Here is an 18,816-nt window from a genome sequence, read left to right as displayed (position 1 = left end):
ACCGCGGCGGACGTCAGCGGTCGCGGTAGTACGCCGCGACGCGGTGCAGGCCCTCGTCGATGCTCACGGTCGGCGTCCACGCGAGGACCTCACGGGTGCGACGCTGGTCGAACCAGTGGGCGGTCGAGAGCTGCTCGGCGAGGAACTCGGTCAGCGGCGGCTCGCCGTCGTCGGAGCCCACGCCCCGGGACCGCAGCCCGAACAGGTCACGCTCCCACGCCCGCTCGATCAGGGCGCCGGCGCGCCGGGCCAGGCCCGCCGGGACGCGGCGCTCGGGCTCCGTGGCGCCGCCCGCCAGCGCGATCTGGCGGATCAGCTCGCCGACCGGTCGCGGCTCGCCGTTGGTCACCACGAGGGCCTCGCCGTGGTGCACGTCCGCCGCGGACACGGCCGCCACCACGGCTTCGACGGCGTTGGCCGTGTACAGCGTGTCGACCAGGGGAGCGCCCGTGCCGAGCACGGGCATCCGCCCGGCCCGCGCGCGCTGCACGATCCGGTCGGTGAGCTGCAGGTCCCCGGGCCCCCACATCAGGTGGGGGCGCAGCACGAGGACGCGGAAGTCGTCGCGGTCGGCGGCCAGGGCCAGACGCTCGCCGGCCGCCTTCGTGCGGGCGTAGGGTCCGCGCGCGTGCTCGGGGCTGGCGGCTCCGGCGCCCTCGCCGACGATGGAGTCGCCGGCGTGCGCCACGGAGGGGGAGGAGACGTGGACGAAGCGTCGCACGCCGTGCCGCTGCGCGGCGTGCAGGAGGATGCGCGTGCCCTCGACGTTCACGGCCTCGTACTCGTGCTTGGGGCCGGACACGGACACCTTCGCGGCCACGTGCACCACGGTGTCCGCGCCGGTCAGGGCCTCCTCGACGGCGGCCGGGTCGGTCACCGACCCGCGCACGTCCCGCGCACCGGGCACGCCCGAGGGACGCCGCTGCAGGGTGGTCACGTCGTTGTCGGCATCGGCGAGCACCCGGGCGACGCCCGCGCCCAGCAGCCCCGAGGCGCCGGTCACCAGGACGCGGCGCGACTCGAGGCGCTCGACGAGGTCGGGCATGCCGGCGGCATCGAGGCCGACGTCGTAGCCGAAGCCGCTCACAGCGCACCCACCTTCCCGCCGGCGAGCACGGCCTCCGCCCAGTCGGCCACCCGGGCGCGGTCGATCTTGGAGTTGTGCCGGATGTCCGTGGGGATCTCATCGGCCACGAGCACCGCGGCCACCGGCAGCGGCTCGAGGGCCGCGCGCACGGCGGAGGCCAGCGCGGTCGGGGCGAGGCCCTGCTTGGGCCGGCCGTCCCGGTGGTGACCCGGGCGCCGCGCCGGGCGCGTGGCCGGCACGGCCGCCTCCACGACGACGACCACGGCCTGCGTGCCCCGGGGCCCGACGCCGACGACGGCGCTGCGCCGCACCGGCCCGAGGGCGTCGACGGTCTTCTCGGGCCCGCCCGGACCGACCGGGCCCTCGGGCGTTGTGATCACGTGCTGGAGCCGACCCTCGAGCCAGACGCGGCCCTCGGCGTCGAAGTGGCCGACGTCCGCGGTGCGGTGCCAGACCCGGCCGTCCCGCCGCCACAGCCCGTCGCGCTTGCTCTGCTGGTCGGTGTGCCAGAGCGCGTCGTAGCGGTCCTTCAGGTGGGGGGCGCTGACCACGATCTCGCCGAGGACGCCGTGGCCCCGCGCGGGGTCGAGGATGACGTCCTCGGCGCTGCCGTCCTCGAGCAGCGGCGCGATGGCCAGGGACACCGTGGGCAGCGCGGAGCCCACGCAGACGCCCTCGTCGTCGGCGGCGCGCAGGCGCTGCACTTCGGCGCCGTCGATGTCCGTGAGCAGCAGCCCCTCGGTCATGCCCCACGGCGTGTGGACCCGGGCGTTCGGCATCAGGTCCGAGACCTGCCGCATCAGCTGCGGGTGCACGGGGGCGCCGGCCGAGAGCACGAGGCGCACGGCGTCGAGGGCCTCGCGCCGGGGCGCGTCGAGGCCGTCGGCGGTCGCGACCACGTTCGCCAGGGCGGCGGGGGAGGCGAACAGCACGCTCGACTGCCCGGCGATCGCGGCGTCGGCCAGCTTCTGCGCGGTGAGGGTGGCCGGCTGGGTGACGTCCATGTCCGGGGAGACGGACGCGGCGCCGAGGGCGGGTCCGAGCAGCGCGAACGGGGCGAAGCCGGCGAGCAGGGAGCCGCCCGGGCGGATGCCCAGGGTGCGGGAGATCAGCGCCACGAGGCGGCCCAGCCGCTCGTGCGTGTACACGACGCCCTTGGCCGGGCCCGTGGAGCCGGAGGTGAACAGCACCGCGGCGTCCGCGTCCAGGGCGGGCTCGGGCAGCACGGTGCCGTGCTCGTCGACGGCGTCGCCCGCGGCCGGGTCGCGGTGGCGGTCGACCATCGCGTAGAGCGAGTCGGAGACGTCGAGCAGGCGGCGCTGGGCGGCGCCCGGCTCGGTCACGGAGATCCGGGTGCCCGGCCAGGACTGGGCGCGGGCCAGCGTCAGCCCGGGGGTGCGGCCGATGATCCAGCGGGGGCGGGCCGACTTCATCGCCCGGGTCATGCCCTTGACGCCGAGGCCCTGGTCCGCCACCACGGCGACGGCGCCCACGCGCAGCACGGCGTACAGGGCCGCCGACAGGTCCCGGCCCGGCGGCACGAGCATGGCGACCCGGTCGCCCGGCCGCATGCCCGCGGCCCACAGCCCGGTGGCGATGGCCGAGACCATCTCCTGCAGCTCGCCCCAGGTGACGGCCACGGGTCGGCGGGCGGTGCCCACGAGCGAGCGGCCGGCCTGGGCGCCGGCCATGTCCACCAGCGCGGTGTACTCGCGGTGGTCCGAGCCGGGGGCGCCCCAGTCGCGGAGGTGGTCCCAGAGTCGGACCACGCCGGGCTCGCGGGCTCCGGGCTCCTCCCCGAGGTCCACCTCCAGGCCCGGGTCGGCGGCCGCGTCGGCGGTGGCGTGCGGGACGGGGCCCGGCAGCCCCGAGGCGGGGTCGGAGAGCTGGCCGCCGCGCAGCAGCTGGGCCCACTGCAGCAGGGGCGCGGTGATGTCGCGGTCGTCCACGAGCAGGTGCCCCGCCTGCTCGTAGCGGTGCACGCGCGCGTGGGGCAGGCGGTCGCGGAGGTCGTCGAGGTAGCGGTCCAGGAAGACCGGGTCGTCGGCGCCCCACAGGATGAGGGCGGGCACGTCGGTGCGACCCAGGGCGGCGAGGTCCTCGCCCACCCGCTGCAGTTCGGGATGGCTGCCGTGGCCGGGGTCGGCCGGGATGTCCGCGACGAAGCCGCCGACGCCGCCGCGTCGGGCCGCCGTGTCGTAGGGCAGGTGGTAGGCGGCCCGGGTCTCGCGGTCGAGGGCCGGGGTGGCGAGGGAGGTCGTCACGGACAGGAAGGCGTCCGTGGTGACGGTGGAGGCCGGCAGGACGGGCCCGGCGAGGGCGGCCTGCAGCGGGGCGGGGATCGGCGCCCCCTCGGGCTGGTGGACCGCGGTGTTCAGGGTCGCGACGCCGGCCACCAGCTCCGGATGACGCGCCGCCCAGCCGAGGGACACGACGCCGCCCCAGTCGTGGCCGAGCGTGATCAGCGGGTGGCCGGTGGCTGCCAGGTCGCGCAGCCCGAGAGCCGCCAGCAGGGCGTCCAGGTCGGCGATGCGGCCGCCCAGCGTGCGGTAGGTGTCGCCGGCACGGCCCATCGACGCGGCGGACGGGGAGCCCGCGTGCGCGAGGCGCTCGGAGAAGCCCATGTCTAGCTGGTCCGGCGCCACGACGCGCCACGCGGCCATGCCCCGGCGTGCCCGGCGCACGGTCTCCGCGAGCAGGGACCGCCACAGCCAGGACCACGTCGGGTTGCCGTGCAACGCCACGATCGTGCCGACGATCTCCGCCCCGGCCGCCGCGAGCACGGGACCGGTGTCCGCCACGTGCAGCGTCCGCACGGTCCCCTCCGGGTCCGCGGCGGAGCGGATCTCCACGAGGCGGGACCACGCCGGGTCCCAGCCGGGCAGTCGGTCGGCCGGCGGCAGGGCGGCGGGGGCGGCGGGGATCTGGGGCATGGCTCTGGCTCCTTCAGCTCACCATTCGATCTCGAGCATCGCGGTGTTCAGACCCGAGCCCACGCCCAGGCAGACCACCGTGTCCCCGTCCTCCAGGGCGTCCATCTCCCGCACGAGGGTGATGGGCAGCGACGCCGGGCCGACGTTGCCCAGCGTGGGGAACGTCGTCGGGATGCGCGCCGGGTCCAGGTGGGCGGACTCCGCGATCGCGTCGGTGTGCATCTGCGAGACCTGGTGGGTGATGAACCGGTCGGCCTCCGGCCACGCCCACTCCGCCGGGACGTCGTGCCACGCGTCCATCACGAGCTCGAGACCGTCCTTGAGCAGGGCGGTGGAGTCGGTGTACATGCCGTGGTGGTCGCCCACGCACAGGCCGTGGTGGTCGGTGCCGGCGCGGGTGATCCCGCGGACGATCCGGTGGGCGTCCGGATGGTCCTCGATGCGGCCGACGACGGCGGCGGCGGCCCCGGAGCCCAGCGTCAGGGACGCGAACTGCTCCATGAAGTTGCCGCGGTGCGTGGTCTCGGCGTGCAGGTTGGCCACGGTGGCGGCCTGCACCTTCGAGGCGTCCTCGGCGGCGACCACGACCGCGTAGTCGATCTGGCCGGCGTCCACCAGGGTGGAGGCGAGCATGAGGCCGTTGACGAACCCGAGGCACGCGTTCGTGATGTCGAAGTTGGTGGCCGAGGTCGGCAGCCCCATGAGGTGGTGGATCCGCACGGCCACGGAGGGCTCGAGCGTGGCCCGGGTGACCGACGTGTTCACGAGCAGGCCCACCCGCTCCCGGGGGACGCCGGCCTGCTCCAGGGCCGCGACGCCGGCGCGGGCGGCGGCCTCCTGGAAGTCCTCGGTCTCGTCCCAGTTCCGTCGGCTGCGCACACCGGCCACCCGCTCCAGGAGGGAGCCGGGCAGGCGCAGGCGGGTGAGCACCTCCGCCAGCTGGTCGTCGAGGTCCTGCGAGGTGACTTCGACGGGGGCCTCCACCTCGGTGACCGCCAGGAGGGCGGCGCGGGAGTACTCGTAGCTGGCGTTGCCGGACACGTTCGTCACCAGGACCAATCTGCGGGGGGTCGGGGAGGGGGCGCTCACCTGCGGTGAGACGACAGCCCACTGTATCGGAGGGGTCGGGCGGGGCGCCCATCGGGGGCGTCGATCGGCCCGAGGCGAACAGGGTCGCCCCGGGCCGGGCCAGTCCGCGGACACGGTCAGGGCGTCGTCGGCCCGGCGCCGTCCGGCGATGTCACGACGTCCGACTGAGACGTCCGACTGACTAGGGTGGTGGTATCCAGCGACCGCGTTGTCGCGGTCGAACGCCTGTCTCAGGAGCGCAGCCTCGTGGATCCCCTCGAACTCGCACGGTGGCAGTTCGGCATCACCACCGTCTACCACTTCCTCATGGTCCCGCTGACCATCGGACTCGGCCTCGTCGTCGCCGTCCTGCAGACCCTCTGGGTCGCCACGGGCAAGGACCACTACCTGCGGATGACGAAGTTCTGGGGAAAGCTGTTCCTGATCAACTTCATCATGGGCGTGGCCACCGGGCTGGTGCAGGAGTTCCAGTTCGGCATGGCCTGGTCGGAGTACTCCCGGTTCGTCGGGGACGTCTTCGGGGCGCCGCTGGCCCTCGAGGCGCTCATCGCGTTCTTCCTGGAATCGGTGTTCCTGGGCATCTGGATCTTCGGCTGGGACCGGATCCCGCGCAGACTCCACCTGGCCGCCCTGTGGTGCGCGGTGCTGGGGATCAACCTCTCGGCCTACTTCATCATGGTGGCCAACGGCTTCATGCAGCACCCGGTGGGCTATGAGGTCGTCGACGGCCGCCCGGTGCTCAACGACCTCGGCGCCGTGCTGACCAACCCGATCGTCCTCACCCACTACCCGCACACCATCTTCGGTTCCTGGGCCGTGGCCGGCGGCTTCCTCGTGGGGATCGCCTGGTACCACCTGTGGAAGCGCCGCCGGGACGGCATCGACGTCGTGGACGAGGCGGGCCGGGTCGTCGTCGGCGACGCCGGCACCGCCGCCCGGGACCGCACCGACCACCGCGTCTGGCTCACCTCGCTGCGCGCCGGGGCGGCCGTCGCCCTGATCGGCTTCGTCGGCACCGCATTCTCCGGCCATGCCCAGGCCCAGCAGATGATCCACTTCCAGCCCACCAAGATGGCCGCCGCGGAGGCCGCCTGCCACGACGGCACCGCGTTCTCCGTGCTCACCCTCGGCGATGTGCGCTCGGGTGGAGCGACCACCTGCGAGGACGTCCAGGGCGTGATCGAGGTGCCGGGCCTGCTCTCCTACCTCGCGTACGAGGACTTCACCACGCCGGTGCGCGGCATCAACACCCTGCTGCCGGAGTTCGAGCAGAAGTACGGCACGCACCTGCCCGACTCCGAGCTCTACGGCGACCGCGCCGGCAGCGAGATCTCCTATCTGCCGCTGATGGAGGTCACCTACTGGGGATTCCGGCTCATGATCCTCTTCGGCGGACTCGGCGCGCTCGCGGCACTGGGCGCGCTGTGGTTCTCCCGCCGCGGCACCGTCCCGGCCTCCCGTGGCTGGATGCGCCTGGCCGTGGCCTCGATCGGGGCGCCGTTCGCGGCGAACATGACCGGCTGGGTGTTCACCGAGATGGGCCGGCAGCCGTTCGTGGTGTACCCGAACCCGGCGATGGGCGTGGATCAGGTGTACATGTTCACCGCCGCGGCCGTCTCGCCCGGGGTCACGGGTGAAGAGGTCCTCGTGTCCCTGATCGTCCTGGTCGGGATCTACGCGGTGCTGCTGGGCGTCGAGGTCTTCCTGCTGACCCGGTTCGTCCGCGGCGGCGTCCCGGCCGCCATGCCGGAGCTCACCGCCGCCGAGCACTCCGATGAACAGAAGCGCGACCGCGACGACGTGCTCGCGTTCGCCTACTGACCCGCTCGCAGAGAGGACAGCACGACCATGGCTGAGGTCCTTCCCGTCTACTGGTACGTCATCATCGCCGTGCTCTGGCTCGGCTACCTGGCCCTCGAGGGCTTCGACCTCGGGGTCGGCATGCTCGTGCGCTTCTGGGCGCGGGACGAGCCACGGCGCCGGGTGCTGCTGAACATCATCGGCCCCGTCTGGGAGGGCAACGAGGTGTGGCTGATCACCGCCGTCGGAGCGATGTTCGCGGCCTTCCCGTTCTGGTACGCGGCGGTGTTCTCCACCCTGTACCTGCCGATGCTCGTGATGCTGTTCGGTCTGATCCTGCGGGCGGTGTCCATCGAGTACCGCGGCAAGGCCGCCACCGACGCCGGCCGGGAGATCTGGACCTGGACCCTGGGCATCGGCTCGTTCCTGGCGGCCTTCATGGCCGGCGTGCTGCTCGTGCTGACGACGACCGGCCTGCCGCTGGACGCCAACGGGGACCGGGTGGGCGGCCCCTTCGTGTGGGTGACCGGCCCGGCGCTGCTCGGTGGTCTGGCCGTGGTCGGCTTCTCCCTGGCGCAGGCGTGGGCGTTCATCGGCCTGAAGACCGACGGCGCCCCCCGCCGGTCGGCCGCCCGCTTCCTGTCCACGTGGACCCCGCTGGCCGTGCTGCCGCTGCTGGTCTGGGCAGGGCTCGTGGTGGCCCGCGGCGACCGCCCGTGGACCTGGGCGCTGCTGGTGCTGGCCGTCGTGGCGGTGGCCGCGTCGGTGGTGGCCGCCCGGGCCGGCCGCGAGGGCTTGGCCTTCACGTCCCTGACGCTGGTTCTGGTGCTGGCGTGGACGGCGATCATGGTCACCCAGTACCCGGTGGTGCTGCCCTCCACGGTGGACCCGCAGTTCAGCCTCACCGCTCAGCTGGCCTCCTCCGGCCCGTACACCCTGGGCCTGATGGCCGTGATCTCCCTGATCTTCGTGCCCATCGTGCTGGCCTACACGGGGTGGTCCTACTGGATGTTCCGCCGCCGTCTGGCCGACACCCACATCCCGGAGGCCCACCTGGTGGAGCCGCTGTGAGCCCCAGCCGCCCCGCCGCCCCGGCCGTCGAGCGCTCCGCCTCGGCGGCCGGGCCGCCTCCGGGCCCGACCCGTCGGGCCCGGCCCCCGATGACCCCGGCCGCACTTCGGGCCCTGCCGGCCCTGCTGGCCCTCGCCGTGCTGCGCGCGCTCGGCTGGATCCTGCTCGCCGAATCCCTGGCCCGGCTGATCACCGGCCTGGCGATGACCCTGGACCCCGAGGACTCCGCCCGGCTGCTCGACCTGCTGTTCCACCCGCCGGCCCCCGTGGGCCCTGTGCCCGCCGCGCAGACCCTGAGCGGCCCCGTGCTGCTCGGGGCGGCCGGGGTGGCCCTGCGTGCCCTGGCGGAGGCGGGGCAGCGCGTGGTGGGCCGCCGCGCCGCGCTGGGGGCCCAGCAGCAGGTGCGGGCCGCCGTCGTCGCCCAACGGCTGGCCGCCGCCGACGGCGGACGCCCCCGTTCCGGCGCCGATGCCGTCGTGGTCACCCACGGCCTCAAGAGCCTGGACGACCACTACACCGAAGCCCTGCCCGCGCTGGCCGCCACCGCCGTGGTCCCGGCGGCCCTGGGCGTGTGGATCCTCACCCACGACCTCGTCTCCGCCGTGGTGGCCGCCATCACCCTGCCCCTGGTTCCCCTGTTCATGATCCTGGTGGGCCGCCACACCCAGGAGCGCATCGATGCCGCCCAGGACGGGCTCGACCGGCTGGCCGGGCACCTGCTGGAGCTCGCCCGCGGCCTGCCGGTGCTCGTCGGACTCCACCGGGCCGGCGTCCAGCGCCGCGCTCTGCAGGAGGTCTCCCAGCGGCACCACGCGGCCACGATGGTCACGCTGCGCACCGCATTCCTCTCCGGTCTCGCCCTCGAGCTGATCGCCTCCCTGTCCGTGGCCGTCATGGCGGTGTTCATCGGACTGCGCCTGGTGAACGGGCAGATGGCGCTTCTCGACGGCCTGGTGGTCCTCATCCTCGCCGCCGAGCTCTACCTGCCGCTGCGGGAGGTCGGCGCGGCCTTCCACGCCTCCGAGGACGGCCGCGAGGCCGAGTCCCGCGCCCGGGCCGCGGCCGACGCCCCCGTCCCGGCCCCCGTGCTCGACACGCTCGGGCCGGCCTCCGGGCCGGACCGGGACGGCGGCGTCCTGGTGCAGGACCTGAGCGTCCGGATGGCCGGACGGCAGGTGCTCGAGGGTCTCGACCTCACCGCGCCCCCGGGGCATCTGACCGCCCTGGCCGGGCCCTCCGGCACCGGCAAGTCCACCGTCCTGCGTCTGCTGGCCGGCCTGCTGCGCCAGGACGCCGCCGAGGCCACCGGCCGGGTCGCCGGAGTCGACACGGAACGCACCCTCTGGATCGGGCAGCACCCCGTGCTGACCGAGCGCACGGTCGCCGGCGAACTGGACCTGGCCGCCGGGGGTGCGCTGCCCGGTCCCGTTCGCTCCGCCGTGCTGGCCGCCGTGGCGCTCGAGGGTCTCCAGGAGCGGGACCCGGCCGATCTGAGTCCGGGGGAGTGCCGGCGGGTCGCGGTCGCCCGCCTCCTGGCCCGCCTGCACGCCGCGGACGGGACCGGCCCGTGGCTCGTACTCCTGGACGAGCCCACCGCCCACCTGGACGGCGCCGTCGCCGCCGTCGTCGTCGAGACCCTCGCGGCCTTGCCCTCCGGTGCGGTGCCCGGGCTGAGCACGCCGCAGTGCACCGTGCTGGCCGCCTCCCACGATCCCACCCTGCTGACGGCCGCCGACGCCATCGTCCGGCTGGCCCCCGGCGCCGGTCCGACCGCCGGATCCCCGGCCACGGCTATGCCGGTCGCCGCCGCCCAGGGGCGTGCGCGGCCGGAGCCGGTCACCCCGCGACAGGTCTCGCTGCGGGCCGGACTGCGGCTGCTGCCGTGGCGGCAACCGAAGCTCTGGGCCGGCATCGGCTGGGCCGCCGGGACCCACGTGTCCGCGGCACTGCTGGCGGCACTGTCCGGCTGGCTGATCGTCACCGCCTCGACGCGGCCGCCGGTGCTCTACCTGCTGGCCGTGATCGTGCTGGTGCGCGGGTTCGGCCTGTCCCGGGCCGTGTTCCGCTACCTGGACCGGCTGACCACCCACGACGCCGTGTTCGGCTGGGCCACGGAGCTGCGGCTGCGCCTGTGGGACGCGCTGGGCCGTCAACCCCGGCTGTGGGGGCGGGTGGGCCGGACCGACGGCGCCCTGTCCCTGTTGGTCTCGGACGTGGACGCCTTTCGGGACGCGGTGCCCCGGGTGCTCGTGCCTGCCCCGGCGGCCCTGCTCGCCTGGCTGGCCACCGCCGCCCTGACCTGGGCGTTGGCCCCGGAGCTGGCGGTCGTGGCCCTGGTGCCCGGGGCGGTCGCCCTGGTGGTGATCCCCGCGCTGGTCGCCGTCCTGGACCGCCGCCAGACCGCGGCCCAGGTGCGAGGGCAGGGCGCGCTCGTCGACCGTGTGGCCGCCGTGCTGAACGCGGCCGGGGACCTGCGCGGGCTGGGGCTGACCGAGCCTGCGCTGAGGGGACTGGCGGTGCTGGACGACCGGCTGCAGCGTCCCCGCCGTCGGGCCGCGTGGGCCGCCGGCGGGGGCCGGGCGCTGGCGGTCGCGGCCTCCGGGGGGATCGCGGTGGCCGCGGCGGCCGCGGCGGCCCACACCGGCACCTCAGCGCCGGTCGCGGCCCTGGTGGTGCTGCTCGCACTCTCCTGGGCCGAGCCCTATGGGGCGCTGGCCGCCGCCGCCCAGCACTGGGGCACCCTGGCGGATCGGGCGCGGGCGACCGGCGAGCTGCTCGGCCCGGAGGAGGGCGGAGCTGCCGCGGCGCCGCCTGAGCCGGCGGAGGCCGCAGAGCCGGAGGCACGGGTGTGCCGCCTGCGCCTGGTCGAGGCCGCCTTCGCCCACCCCGGTGCGGCCCCGCTGTGGACCGACCTGGAGCTCGACCTGGCCCCCGGGGACGTCGCCGTCGTCACCGGGCCCTCCGGGTCCGGGAAGTCGACCCTGCTGGCCGTGCTGCTGGGCTTCCTGCCCCTGACCGCCGGCCGGTACACGCTCGGGACCTCGCCCCCGACGCCCCAGTCGGACCCGGCCCGCCCGGACGCGACGGCGCTGGCCCGGGTCGCCTGGACCCCGCAGGACGCCCTGATCTTCGACTCCACGGCGCGCGGCAATCTCGCCCTGGCCCGCGGCGTCGCGGACGCCCCGTCCGACGCAGAGCTCACCGCCGTGCTCGAGCTGGTGGGACTGGGTCCGTGGCTGGCCGCCGCACCGCAGGGCCTGGACACGCGCGTCGGCCCAGGCGGGCAGCGGCTCTCAGGCGGGCAGCGTCAACGCCTGGCCGTGGCCCGGGCACTCGTGGCCCGCGCCGATGTCGTGCTGCTGGACGAGCCGACCGCACACGTGGACGCCGACGAGGCACGCGCCCTCATGAGGGATCTGCGCCAGGCCCTGACGGACAGGATCGTCGTGGTCGTCACCCATGACGGCAGGCTGTTGGAGGACGGCGACGTCCCGGTGCGGATCGGCCGCTAAGGCCCCTGATCAGTCCGCGGACACGGCCACGGCGTCCTCCTCGGCGGGCGGGGCTGAGACGAGTTCGGGGGAGGCGCCGGCACCGACGGCCTCGATGCGCTGGTCCACGGGCACGCCCGAGCCGTCCCGGCGCCCGTACTCGATCGGCAGCGCGCGGGCCACGCCGGCCCGGGAGGCCGCGAGCGCGGGCGCGGCGCCGATCCAGCCGAGCTCGAGGCCGCTCTCGCCCTTGAGCAGCCGGTGGGCGCGCACGCCGCCGGTGCCGCGGCCCTTGGCCGGATACTCCCCGAGCGGGGTGACCTTGACGGAGCCCGGGGCGGAGCCGAGCACGTCCGCCTCGCCGTCCGTCACGGTCACCACGACGGCGGGCCGCGGGTGGGCCGCGGCGTCCGCACCGGTCTCGGTGAGGGAGGCGGCGGGGGCCACCCCGAACGCGAGCACCGTGTCCCCGGCGGCCAGCCGGATGCCCGCGACACCGCCGCCGGCCGGGCCCTGGGGGCGCACGGCGGAGGCGGCGTAGCGCAGCAGCTGGCCGGTGCGGGTGAGGAAGACGAGCTGGTCGGCCTCGTCCGGAGCGGGGGCGGCGCCGACCACCGCGTCGCCGTCCTTCAGGGCGACGGCGTCGACGACCTGGCGGTTCAGGGGCCACTCCGGCCGGACGCGCTTGACGACCCCGTGGGCGGTGCCCAGTGCCAGGACGGCGTCCAGGGGGACCAGGGCCACGAGCGTCTCGCCCTTGGCCAGGGGCACCAGCTCCGCGGCGGGGAGGGCCGCGGTCATCGCGGGGGCCGCGGACGGCTCGCCGGCCACCGGCAGGTCGACGGCCTGGAGGCGGTGCAGCGCGCCGGCGGAGGTGAGGGCCCCGATCTCGCCGCGGGCCGTCGTCGGGACCACGGAGGCGAAGGCGTCGTGCTTGCGGCGCCGGCCCTGCGGGGCGATCGGCGTGCGGTCCACGGTGCGCAGCAGGCGTCCGGAGGTGGAGAGCAGGGCCCAGCACGCCGTGTCCGGGACCATCAGGTCCGCCCCGGCCTCCGCGGCGCCGGCGGGGGTCGGCCCGGACGGCGCGGGCCCGGCGGCGGGGGCCGCGGCGGTCTCGGCCTCGAGCAGGACCGTGCGGCGGTCGTCGCCGTGCTCGTCGGCCGCGGCCTGCAGCTCGGACGAGACCACCTCGCGCAGCCGCGCGTCGGAGGCGAGGATCGCCTCGAGCTCGGCGATCGCGGCCTGCAGCTCGTCGCGCTCGGCCTCCAGCTCGATGCGGGAGAACTTCGTCAGCTGGCGCAGCCGCAGCTCCAGGATGTGATCGGCCTGCACCTGGGTGAGGTCGAAGACGCCCATGAGGCGGGTGCGCGCGGCCGCGGTGTCGTCCGAGGAACGGATGATCTCGATGACCTCGTCGATGTCCACGAGCGCCAGCAGCAGGCCCTCGACGAGGTGGAGGCGGTCGCGGTGCTTGCCGAGGCGGTGTCCGGTGCGGCGCCGCACCACGTCCAGACGGTGGTCCACGTAGACCCGCAGCAGGGACAGCAGGCCCAGGGTCTGCGGCTGCCCGTCGACGAGCGCCACGTTGTTGATCCCGAACGTCTCCTCGAGCGGGGTGTGCCGGTACAGGGCGGCCAGCACGGCCTGGGGGTTGAACCCGGACTTGAGCTCGATCTGCAGGCGCAGCCCGTTCTTGCGGTCCGTCAGGTCCACCACGTCGGCGATGCCGCTGAGCTTCTTCGCGTCGACGCCGGCCTTGATCCGCTCGATGACCTTCTCGGGGCCCACGCCGTACGGCAGCTCGGTGACGACCAGGCCGGTGCGCCGCGCGGAGACCTGCTCCACGGCGACGGCGGCCCGCATGCGGAACGTGCCGCGGCCGGTCGCGTAGGCGTCGCGGACGCCGTCGAGCCCCACGATCCGGCCGCCCGAGGGGAGGTCGGGGCCGGGGATGTGGGCCATGATCGCCTCGAGGTCCGCCTCGGGGTCCGCGAGCAGGTGGCGCGCGCCCGCCACGACCTCGCGCAGGTTGTGCGGGGCCATGTTCGTGGCCATGCCGACGGCGATGCCGGTGGTGCCGTTGACGAGCAGGTTGGGGTAGGCGGCGGGCAGCACGGCCGGCTGCTGGAGCTGGTTGTCGTAGTTGGGGACGAAGTCCACGGTGCCCTCGTCGAGGTCCGCGGTGAGCGCCAGGGCGGCCGGGGCCATGCGGGCCTCCGTGTAGCGCGGGGCCGCGGGGCCGTCGTCGAGCGAGCCGAAGTTGCCGTGCCCGTCCACCACGGGCAGGCGCAGGGAGAACGGCTGGGCGAGGCGGACCATCGCGTCGTAGATCGCGGCGTCGCCGTGGGGGTGCAGCTTGCCCATCACCTCGCCCACCACACGGGCGGACTTCACGTGGCCGCGGTCCGGGCGCAGGCCCATGCGGGACATCATGTAGAGGATGCGCCGCTGCACCGGCTTGAGGCCGTCGCGCGCGTCCGGCAGGGCGCGCGAGTAGATCACCGAGTAGGCGTACTCGAGGAAGGACGCCTCCATCTCCTCGGAGACGTCGACGTCGACGATGTTCTCCTGCTCCAGCGGCAGCGGGCGCGGGGCGTCCTGCTCGGCGGGGCGGGAACGGGATGAACGGGCCATCATGGTGGTCGGGGAGTCCTCACGGCGTCGGGGATTGTCTACAGTGATCCTATGGGTGAGACCGAAGCCGTCCGCGGATATCCCTCCCACTGGGAGGCCGATGTGGTGCTCCGTGACGGTGCGACGGCCCACCTGCGGCCCATCTCGCCCGAGGACGCCGCCGAGCTGCAGCGCATGCACGCCGGGCAGTCCGAGAACTCCATCTACCTGCGCTACTTCACGTACAAGTCCGAGCTGAGCGCCAAGGACCTGGACCGGTTCACCCACGTGGACCACCGGGACCGGGTGGCGTTCGTGATCACCCGCGGCGGCCGACTGCTCGGCGTGGGCCGCTACGACCGCTACGGGGACTCCGACGCCGCGGAGGTCGCCTTCAACATCTCCGACGCCGCGCAGGGCCGCGGACTGGGCTCCATCCTCATGGAGCACCTCGCCGTGGCCGCCCGCGAGAACGGCATCCGCCGCTTCACCGCCGAGGTCCTGCCCGAGAACCGCAAGATGCTCTCGGTGTTCCAGGAGTCCGGCTTCGAGGTGACTCGCCGCTTCGAGGACGGCGTCGTGGCCGTCGAGTTCCCCATCGACCCCACCGCCCGGTGGCGCGCCGTCGTCGAGTCCCGCGAGCACCGCGCCGAGTCCCGCAGCGTCGCCGAGCTGGTCGAGCCCGCGTCCGTGGCCGTCGTCGGCGCCTCCCGCGATCCGCAGGCCGTCGGCTCGCTCGTGCTGCGCCACGTCCTCGAGGCGGGCTTCACGGGAGCCGTCCACGCCGTGAACCGCGCCGCCGAGGACGTCCAGGGCCTCACCGCCCACCGCTCCCTGGCCGACATCGGCGAGCCGGTCGACCTCGTCGTCGTCGCTGTGCCCGCCGACGAGGTCGAGGCCCTCATCCCCGAGGCCGCCGCGGCCGGGGCCCAGGGCCTCGTGGTCCTCACCTCGGGCTACGCCGACGCCGGCGCCGAGGGGCTCGAGGCCCAGCGCCGCCTGGTCTCCCTCGCCCGCGCCCACGGCATGCGCGTGATCGGCCCGGCCTCGGCCGGCCTGGTCCGCACCGACCCCGCGATCCGCCTCAACGCCTCCCCGTCCCCGGGCCTGGCCCAGCGCGGCCCCGTCGGGCTGTTCAGCCAGTCCGGCGCCGTCGGCGCCATGGTCTCCGCCGGCGTCAAGCGCCGCGGGGTGGGGATCTCCACCTCGATCAGCGCCGGCAACCGTGCGGACGTCTCGGGCAACGACGCCATGCAGTTCTTCGAGGCGGACCCCCACACCGCCGCCGTCGGTGTGTACCTCGAGTCGTTCGGCAACCCACGCAAGTTCTCCCGCATCGCCCGGCGGCTCTCCCGCACCAAGCCCGTCGTGGTGGTCCGCTCCGACGTCACCGGGCGCTTCCTGCCCCCGGGCCACGAGACCCGCACCACCCAGGCCCCCGAGGGCACCGTGGACTCGATGCTCGACCAGACCGGCGTGCTCGAGGCCCACACGCACGAGGCCATGCTCGACATCCTCATGGCCGTGGCCAGCCAGCCGCTGCCCACGGGCCACCGCGTCGTCCTCGTGGCCGACTCCCTCGCCCTGGACCGGCTGGGCCGCGACGCCGCGGCCGAGGCCGGGCTGGAGGTCACGGCCACCGTCGGCCTCGTCGGCAGCGAGCAGGGCATCGCCCCGCCCGCCGAGACGCTGGTCTCCGCCGTCCGGGACGCCGTCCGCCACGAGCAGGCCGACGCCGTCGTGGTGCTGGCCCGCCTCGGCCTGCACCAGGCGGACGACGAGCCGGAGCGACTGGCCCACGCCCTCGCCGACGCGACCCGGGACGCCCGCATCCCCGTGCTCGGCTGCCTGACCGACGTCGTCTCCCCGCGCTACCGCGGGGCCACGCTCGGCGCCGCCGGTCCCGTCGACGACGACGCCGAGCCCGGCTCCCTGCAGCCCGGTCTGCCCTTCTACCCGTCGCCGCAGCAGGCCATGACCGTGCTCGGCGCGCTCGCGGACTACGTCCACTGGCGCCGCCAGGAGGTCGGCGAGCCGCTCGAGCCGACCGGCCTGCACCCGCACGAGGCCGAGGAGCTCGTGGAGGCGGCCGCCGCGCGTGCCGAGGGCACCGAACTCGTCCGGCTCTCCGACGAGGAGACCGAGACGCTGCTGGGCCACTACGGGATCACCGTGCTGCCCTCGGCCCGGTTCGAGACCGCCGACGAGGCCGTGGCGGCCGCCGAGCGGCTCGGCTTCCCCGTGGCGCTCAAGGCCGTGGACCCCCACCTGCGGCACCGACTCGACCTGGGCGGCGTCCGCCTGAACGTGGTGGACGCCGACTCCCTGCGCCGCAACGTCGAGCACATGCGCCGTCTGCTCGCGCCGTTCGGCGTGCGCGAGCTCGAGGTCCAGGCCATGGCCCCCGCCGGCCAGGCCTGCATGCTCACGGCGCTCGAGGACCCGCTGCTGGGCCCCGTGGTCTCCTTCGGCATCGCCGGCGACGCCACGGACCTGCTGGGGGACTGGGTGCACCGCGTGCCCCCGCTCACGGACCGGGACGTGGCCCGCATGGTCCGCGCCCCCCGCGCCGCCGTGAAGCTGCGCGGCACCGGCGGGGTGCCCTCCGTCAACCTCGCCGCGCTGGAGGACCTCGTGGGCCGCGTCAGCGTCCTCAAGGACGACCTGCCGCAGGTCGCCCGCCTGCGCTTCGCGCCCGTGCTGGCCGCCCCCGAGGGCGTGACGGTGCTGCAGGCCGAGGTGCACGTCGCCAACGCGGCCCGCCGCACCGACTCGGCCCGGCGCGCGCTGCGCGGCCGCTGACCGGGCCGTCCACAGCGGGCCCGGACGGCCCGGCACCGGACCCGTAGCATGGGGGACATGAGCCCGTTCCGCAGGAGTCACGAGCCCGGCCGTCCCGACCACCGCCCCGACGCCCCCGAGGCCGAGGGCCGGCAGCGCGAGGCCCGCACCCTGGACGGCAGCGGCGGCCTCGACGCCTCGCTCGTCCGCGCCGGCTTCTACCCGGACCTCGTGGCGCACGCCATCGCCGTCGAGCTCGAAGGCCGCACCCCGGACGCGCACCTCGTCCACGTGGACACGCACTTCGACTACGAGGAGATCCACCGGCACATCACGGCCCTCGTGCTCGCCGGGGACACCCTGCTGGCCGTCCACCTCGACGACCACGCCGCCGACCCGGCCGGCCAGGCGGTCCTCGCCCAGGTCTCCACCGAGATGGTCCCGGTCCGCGCCCTCGGCTCCGTGGTCCTGACCACCGGCCACGCCGACCCCGCCCGCTTCCGGCCGTCCGACCCCGTGGCCGAGATGACCCTCGGGCTGATGTGGGCCGGAGGCCAGCGACTGGACCTGCAGCCCGCCGGCTGCGCCGACCCCCAGTGCGACCTCGACCACGGCTACACCGGCACCGCCACCCGCGAGGACCTCGTGATCCGCGTCGCCGCCGACGCCGACGGGCAGGGGGCCGTCGACGGCGCCCTGGCCTTCGCCCGGGCCCTGCGCCGCGCCCACCTGGCGGCCACCACGTGACGGGGCCCGCCCTCCCCGCGGGCGTGGTCCCCGCCGACCGTGCCCTGCGCTCCGTCCTGACCTCCGCCGCGGCCGCCCTCGGTGTCCCGGGCTGTGAGAACGCGCTCGCGGTCCCGGCGGGCCGCCGCGTGGTCGTCGCCCTGGTGGACGGCCTCGGACGGTCCCTGCTGAAGCGCTTCGGCGGCCACGCCCCCACGCTGCGCTCGGCGATGGCCGACGGCGGCCGCGTCCTCGAGGTGGCCGTGCCCACCACGACGGCCGCCTCCCTCACGAGCCTGGGCACCGGGCTGGACGTCGGGGAGCACGGCGTGGCCGGCTACGACGTGCTCGACCCGGACCGGGACGTGGTGATCAATCAGCTGGGCGGCTGGGACGAGGCCACCGACCCGGTGGGGTGGCAGCCGAAGCCCACCGTGTTCGAGCGCGCCGCCGCGGCCGGCGTGGACGCCGTCACGGTCTCGCTGCCCGCCTTCGAGCGTTCGGCCCTGACACGGGCGGGGCTGCGTGGCGGCCGGTTCGTGGCCGGTCGCACCCTGATCGCCCGCGCCCAGGCCGCCGAACGCGTGATGAAGGACGCGCGCGTGCCCACGCTCGTCTACTTCTACGTCAACGAGCTGGACAAGGCCGGCCACCGGGACGGCGTGGGCTCGGAACGGTGGCTGCACGCCCTCGAGGAGATCGACGCGGCGGTGCGGCGCCTGGTGGACCGCGTGCCCGCCGGGACGGTGGTGCTCGCCACCGGCGACCACGGCATGGTCGACGTGCCGCCGTCGCGCCGCGTGGACTACGCCGCCCTGGACGAGGCCGGGGAGCTCGCCGACCCCGCGCTGCTCGAGGGGATCGCGCACACCGCGGGGGAGCCCCGCCTCGTGCAGCTGCACTTCCGGTCCGACGCGGGTCCGGACGTGCGCGCGAGGGTGCGGCGCACCTGGGCCGAGCGCTACGGGGCGCACGCGTGGGTGCTCACGCGGGACGAGGCCGTCGACGCCGGCTGGTTCGGCGCCGTCGTCGAGGACCGGGTCCGTGCCCGCATCGGGGATCTGCTCGTCGCCGTGCACGGGGATCTGGCCCTCTACGACGGCCGGCGGGTGCCCCCGCACGCCTTCGAGATGGTGGGCCAGCACGGCGCGCCCACGCGCGCCGAGCGGGAGGTCCCGCTGCTCACCTGGCACCGCTGAGCCCGCCCCGCGGCCGGGGCCGGGCC

The 18,816-nt window shown here is 75.4% G+C and carries 10 protein-coding genes; 6 read left to right on the top strand and 4 right to left on the bottom strand.

Going from position 1 to position 18,816, the window contains the following annotated elements; genetic code table 11:
- Window positions 1-13: 13 nt before the first annotated feature.
- Genes AC0VX0_RS06350 through AC0VX0_RS06340 form a run of 3 tightly spaced genes read right to left on the bottom strand, consistent with a single transcriptional unit; the run spans window position 14 to window position 5,070 of the window.
- Complete coding sequence (locus AC0VX0_RS06350; protein ID WP_073116527.1) at window positions 14-1,087, bottom strand: NAD-dependent epimerase/dehydratase family protein; 1,074 nt, start codon at window positions 1,085-1,087, stop codon at window positions 14-16.
- Window positions 1,084-4,020: an alpha/beta fold hydrolase gene (locus AC0VX0_RS06345; protein ID WP_073116525.1), complete on the bottom strand. Its 2,937-nt coding sequence runs from the start codon at window positions 4,018-4,020 to the stop codon at window positions 1,084-1,086. The genes AC0VX0_RS06350 and AC0VX0_RS06345 overlap by 4 nt, the downstream gene beginning before the upstream one ends.
- Before the next feature lie 18 nt (window positions 4,021-4,038).
- Window positions 4,039-5,070 (bottom strand): 3-oxoacyl-ACP synthase III, encoded by a 1,032-nt coding sequence (locus AC0VX0_RS06340; protein WP_002858168.1) that lies wholly within the window; start codon window positions 5,068-5,070, stop codon window positions 4,039-4,041.
- A gap of 285 nt (window positions 5,071-5,355) precedes the next feature.
- Between AC0VX0_RS06340 and AC0VX0_RS06335 the strand changes: the two genes are divergently transcribed.
- The 3 genes from AC0VX0_RS06335 to cydC are packed head-to-tail and all read left to right on the top strand — an operon-like array spanning window position 5,356 to window position 11,492.
- Window positions 5,356-6,930 (top strand): cytochrome ubiquinol oxidase subunit I, encoded by a 1,575-nt coding sequence (locus tag AC0VX0_RS06335; RefSeq protein ID WP_036314107.1) that lies wholly within the window; start codon window positions 5,356-5,358, stop codon window positions 6,928-6,930.
- Window positions 6,931-6,957: 27 nt separating this feature from the next.
- Window positions 6,958-7,980, top strand: coding sequence for a cytochrome d ubiquinol oxidase subunit II (gene cydB, locus AC0VX0_RS06330; protein WP_036314110.1), 1,023 nt, complete (start codon window positions 6,958-6,960; stop codon window positions 7,978-7,980).
- Window positions 7,977-11,492: a thiol reductant ABC exporter subunit CydC gene (gene cydC / locus AC0VX0_RS06325; RefSeq protein ID WP_377635806.1), complete on the top strand. Its 3,516-nt coding sequence runs from the start codon at window positions 7,977-7,979 to the stop codon at window positions 11,490-11,492. The genes cydB and cydC overlap by 4 nt, the downstream gene beginning before the upstream one ends.
- A 9-nt stretch (window positions 11,493-11,501) precedes the next feature.
- Here cydC and AC0VX0_RS06320 read toward each other — a convergent pair whose 3' ends face one another.
- The gene (locus AC0VX0_RS06320; RefSeq protein ID WP_355505097.1) at window positions 11,502-14,108 is read right to left on the bottom strand and encodes a DNA gyrase/topoisomerase IV subunit A; all 2,607 of its coding nucleotides are present in this window, start codon (window positions 14,106-14,108) and stop codon (window positions 11,502-11,504) included.
- 48 nt (window positions 14,109-14,156) lie between these two features.
- On the opposite strand from AC0VX0_RS06320, the gene AC0VX0_RS06315 reads away from it, so the two are divergent.
- Genes AC0VX0_RS06315 through AC0VX0_RS06305 form a run of 3 tightly spaced genes read left to right on the top strand, consistent with a single transcriptional unit; the run spans window position 14,157 to window position 18,790 of the window.
- A complete protein-coding gene (locus tag AC0VX0_RS06315; protein ID WP_036382814.1) occupies window positions 14,157-16,886 on the top strand; it encodes a bifunctional acetate--CoA ligase family protein/GNAT family N-acetyltransferase in 2,730 nt (909 codons plus the stop codon).
- Window positions 16,887-16,943: 57 nt separating this feature from the next.
- Window positions 16,944-17,612 carry a DUF5998 family protein gene (locus AC0VX0_RS06310; protein ID WP_036382843.1) on the top strand — a complete coding sequence of 223 codons (669 nt, stop codon included), beginning with the start codon at window positions 16,944-16,946 and terminating at the stop codon, window positions 17,610-17,612.
- A complete protein-coding gene (locus tag AC0VX0_RS06305) occupies window positions 17,609-18,790 on the top strand; it encodes an alkaline phosphatase family protein (protein ID WP_043279609.1) in 1,182 nt (393 codons plus the stop codon). The genes AC0VX0_RS06310 and AC0VX0_RS06305 overlap by 4 nt, the downstream gene beginning before the upstream one ends.
- The last annotated feature ends 26 nt before the right edge of the window (window positions 18,791-18,816 follow it).

The organism is Micrococcus sp. iso_26, assembly GCF_056172975.1.
This window is presented reverse-complemented; position numbering and strand designations above follow the sequence as displayed.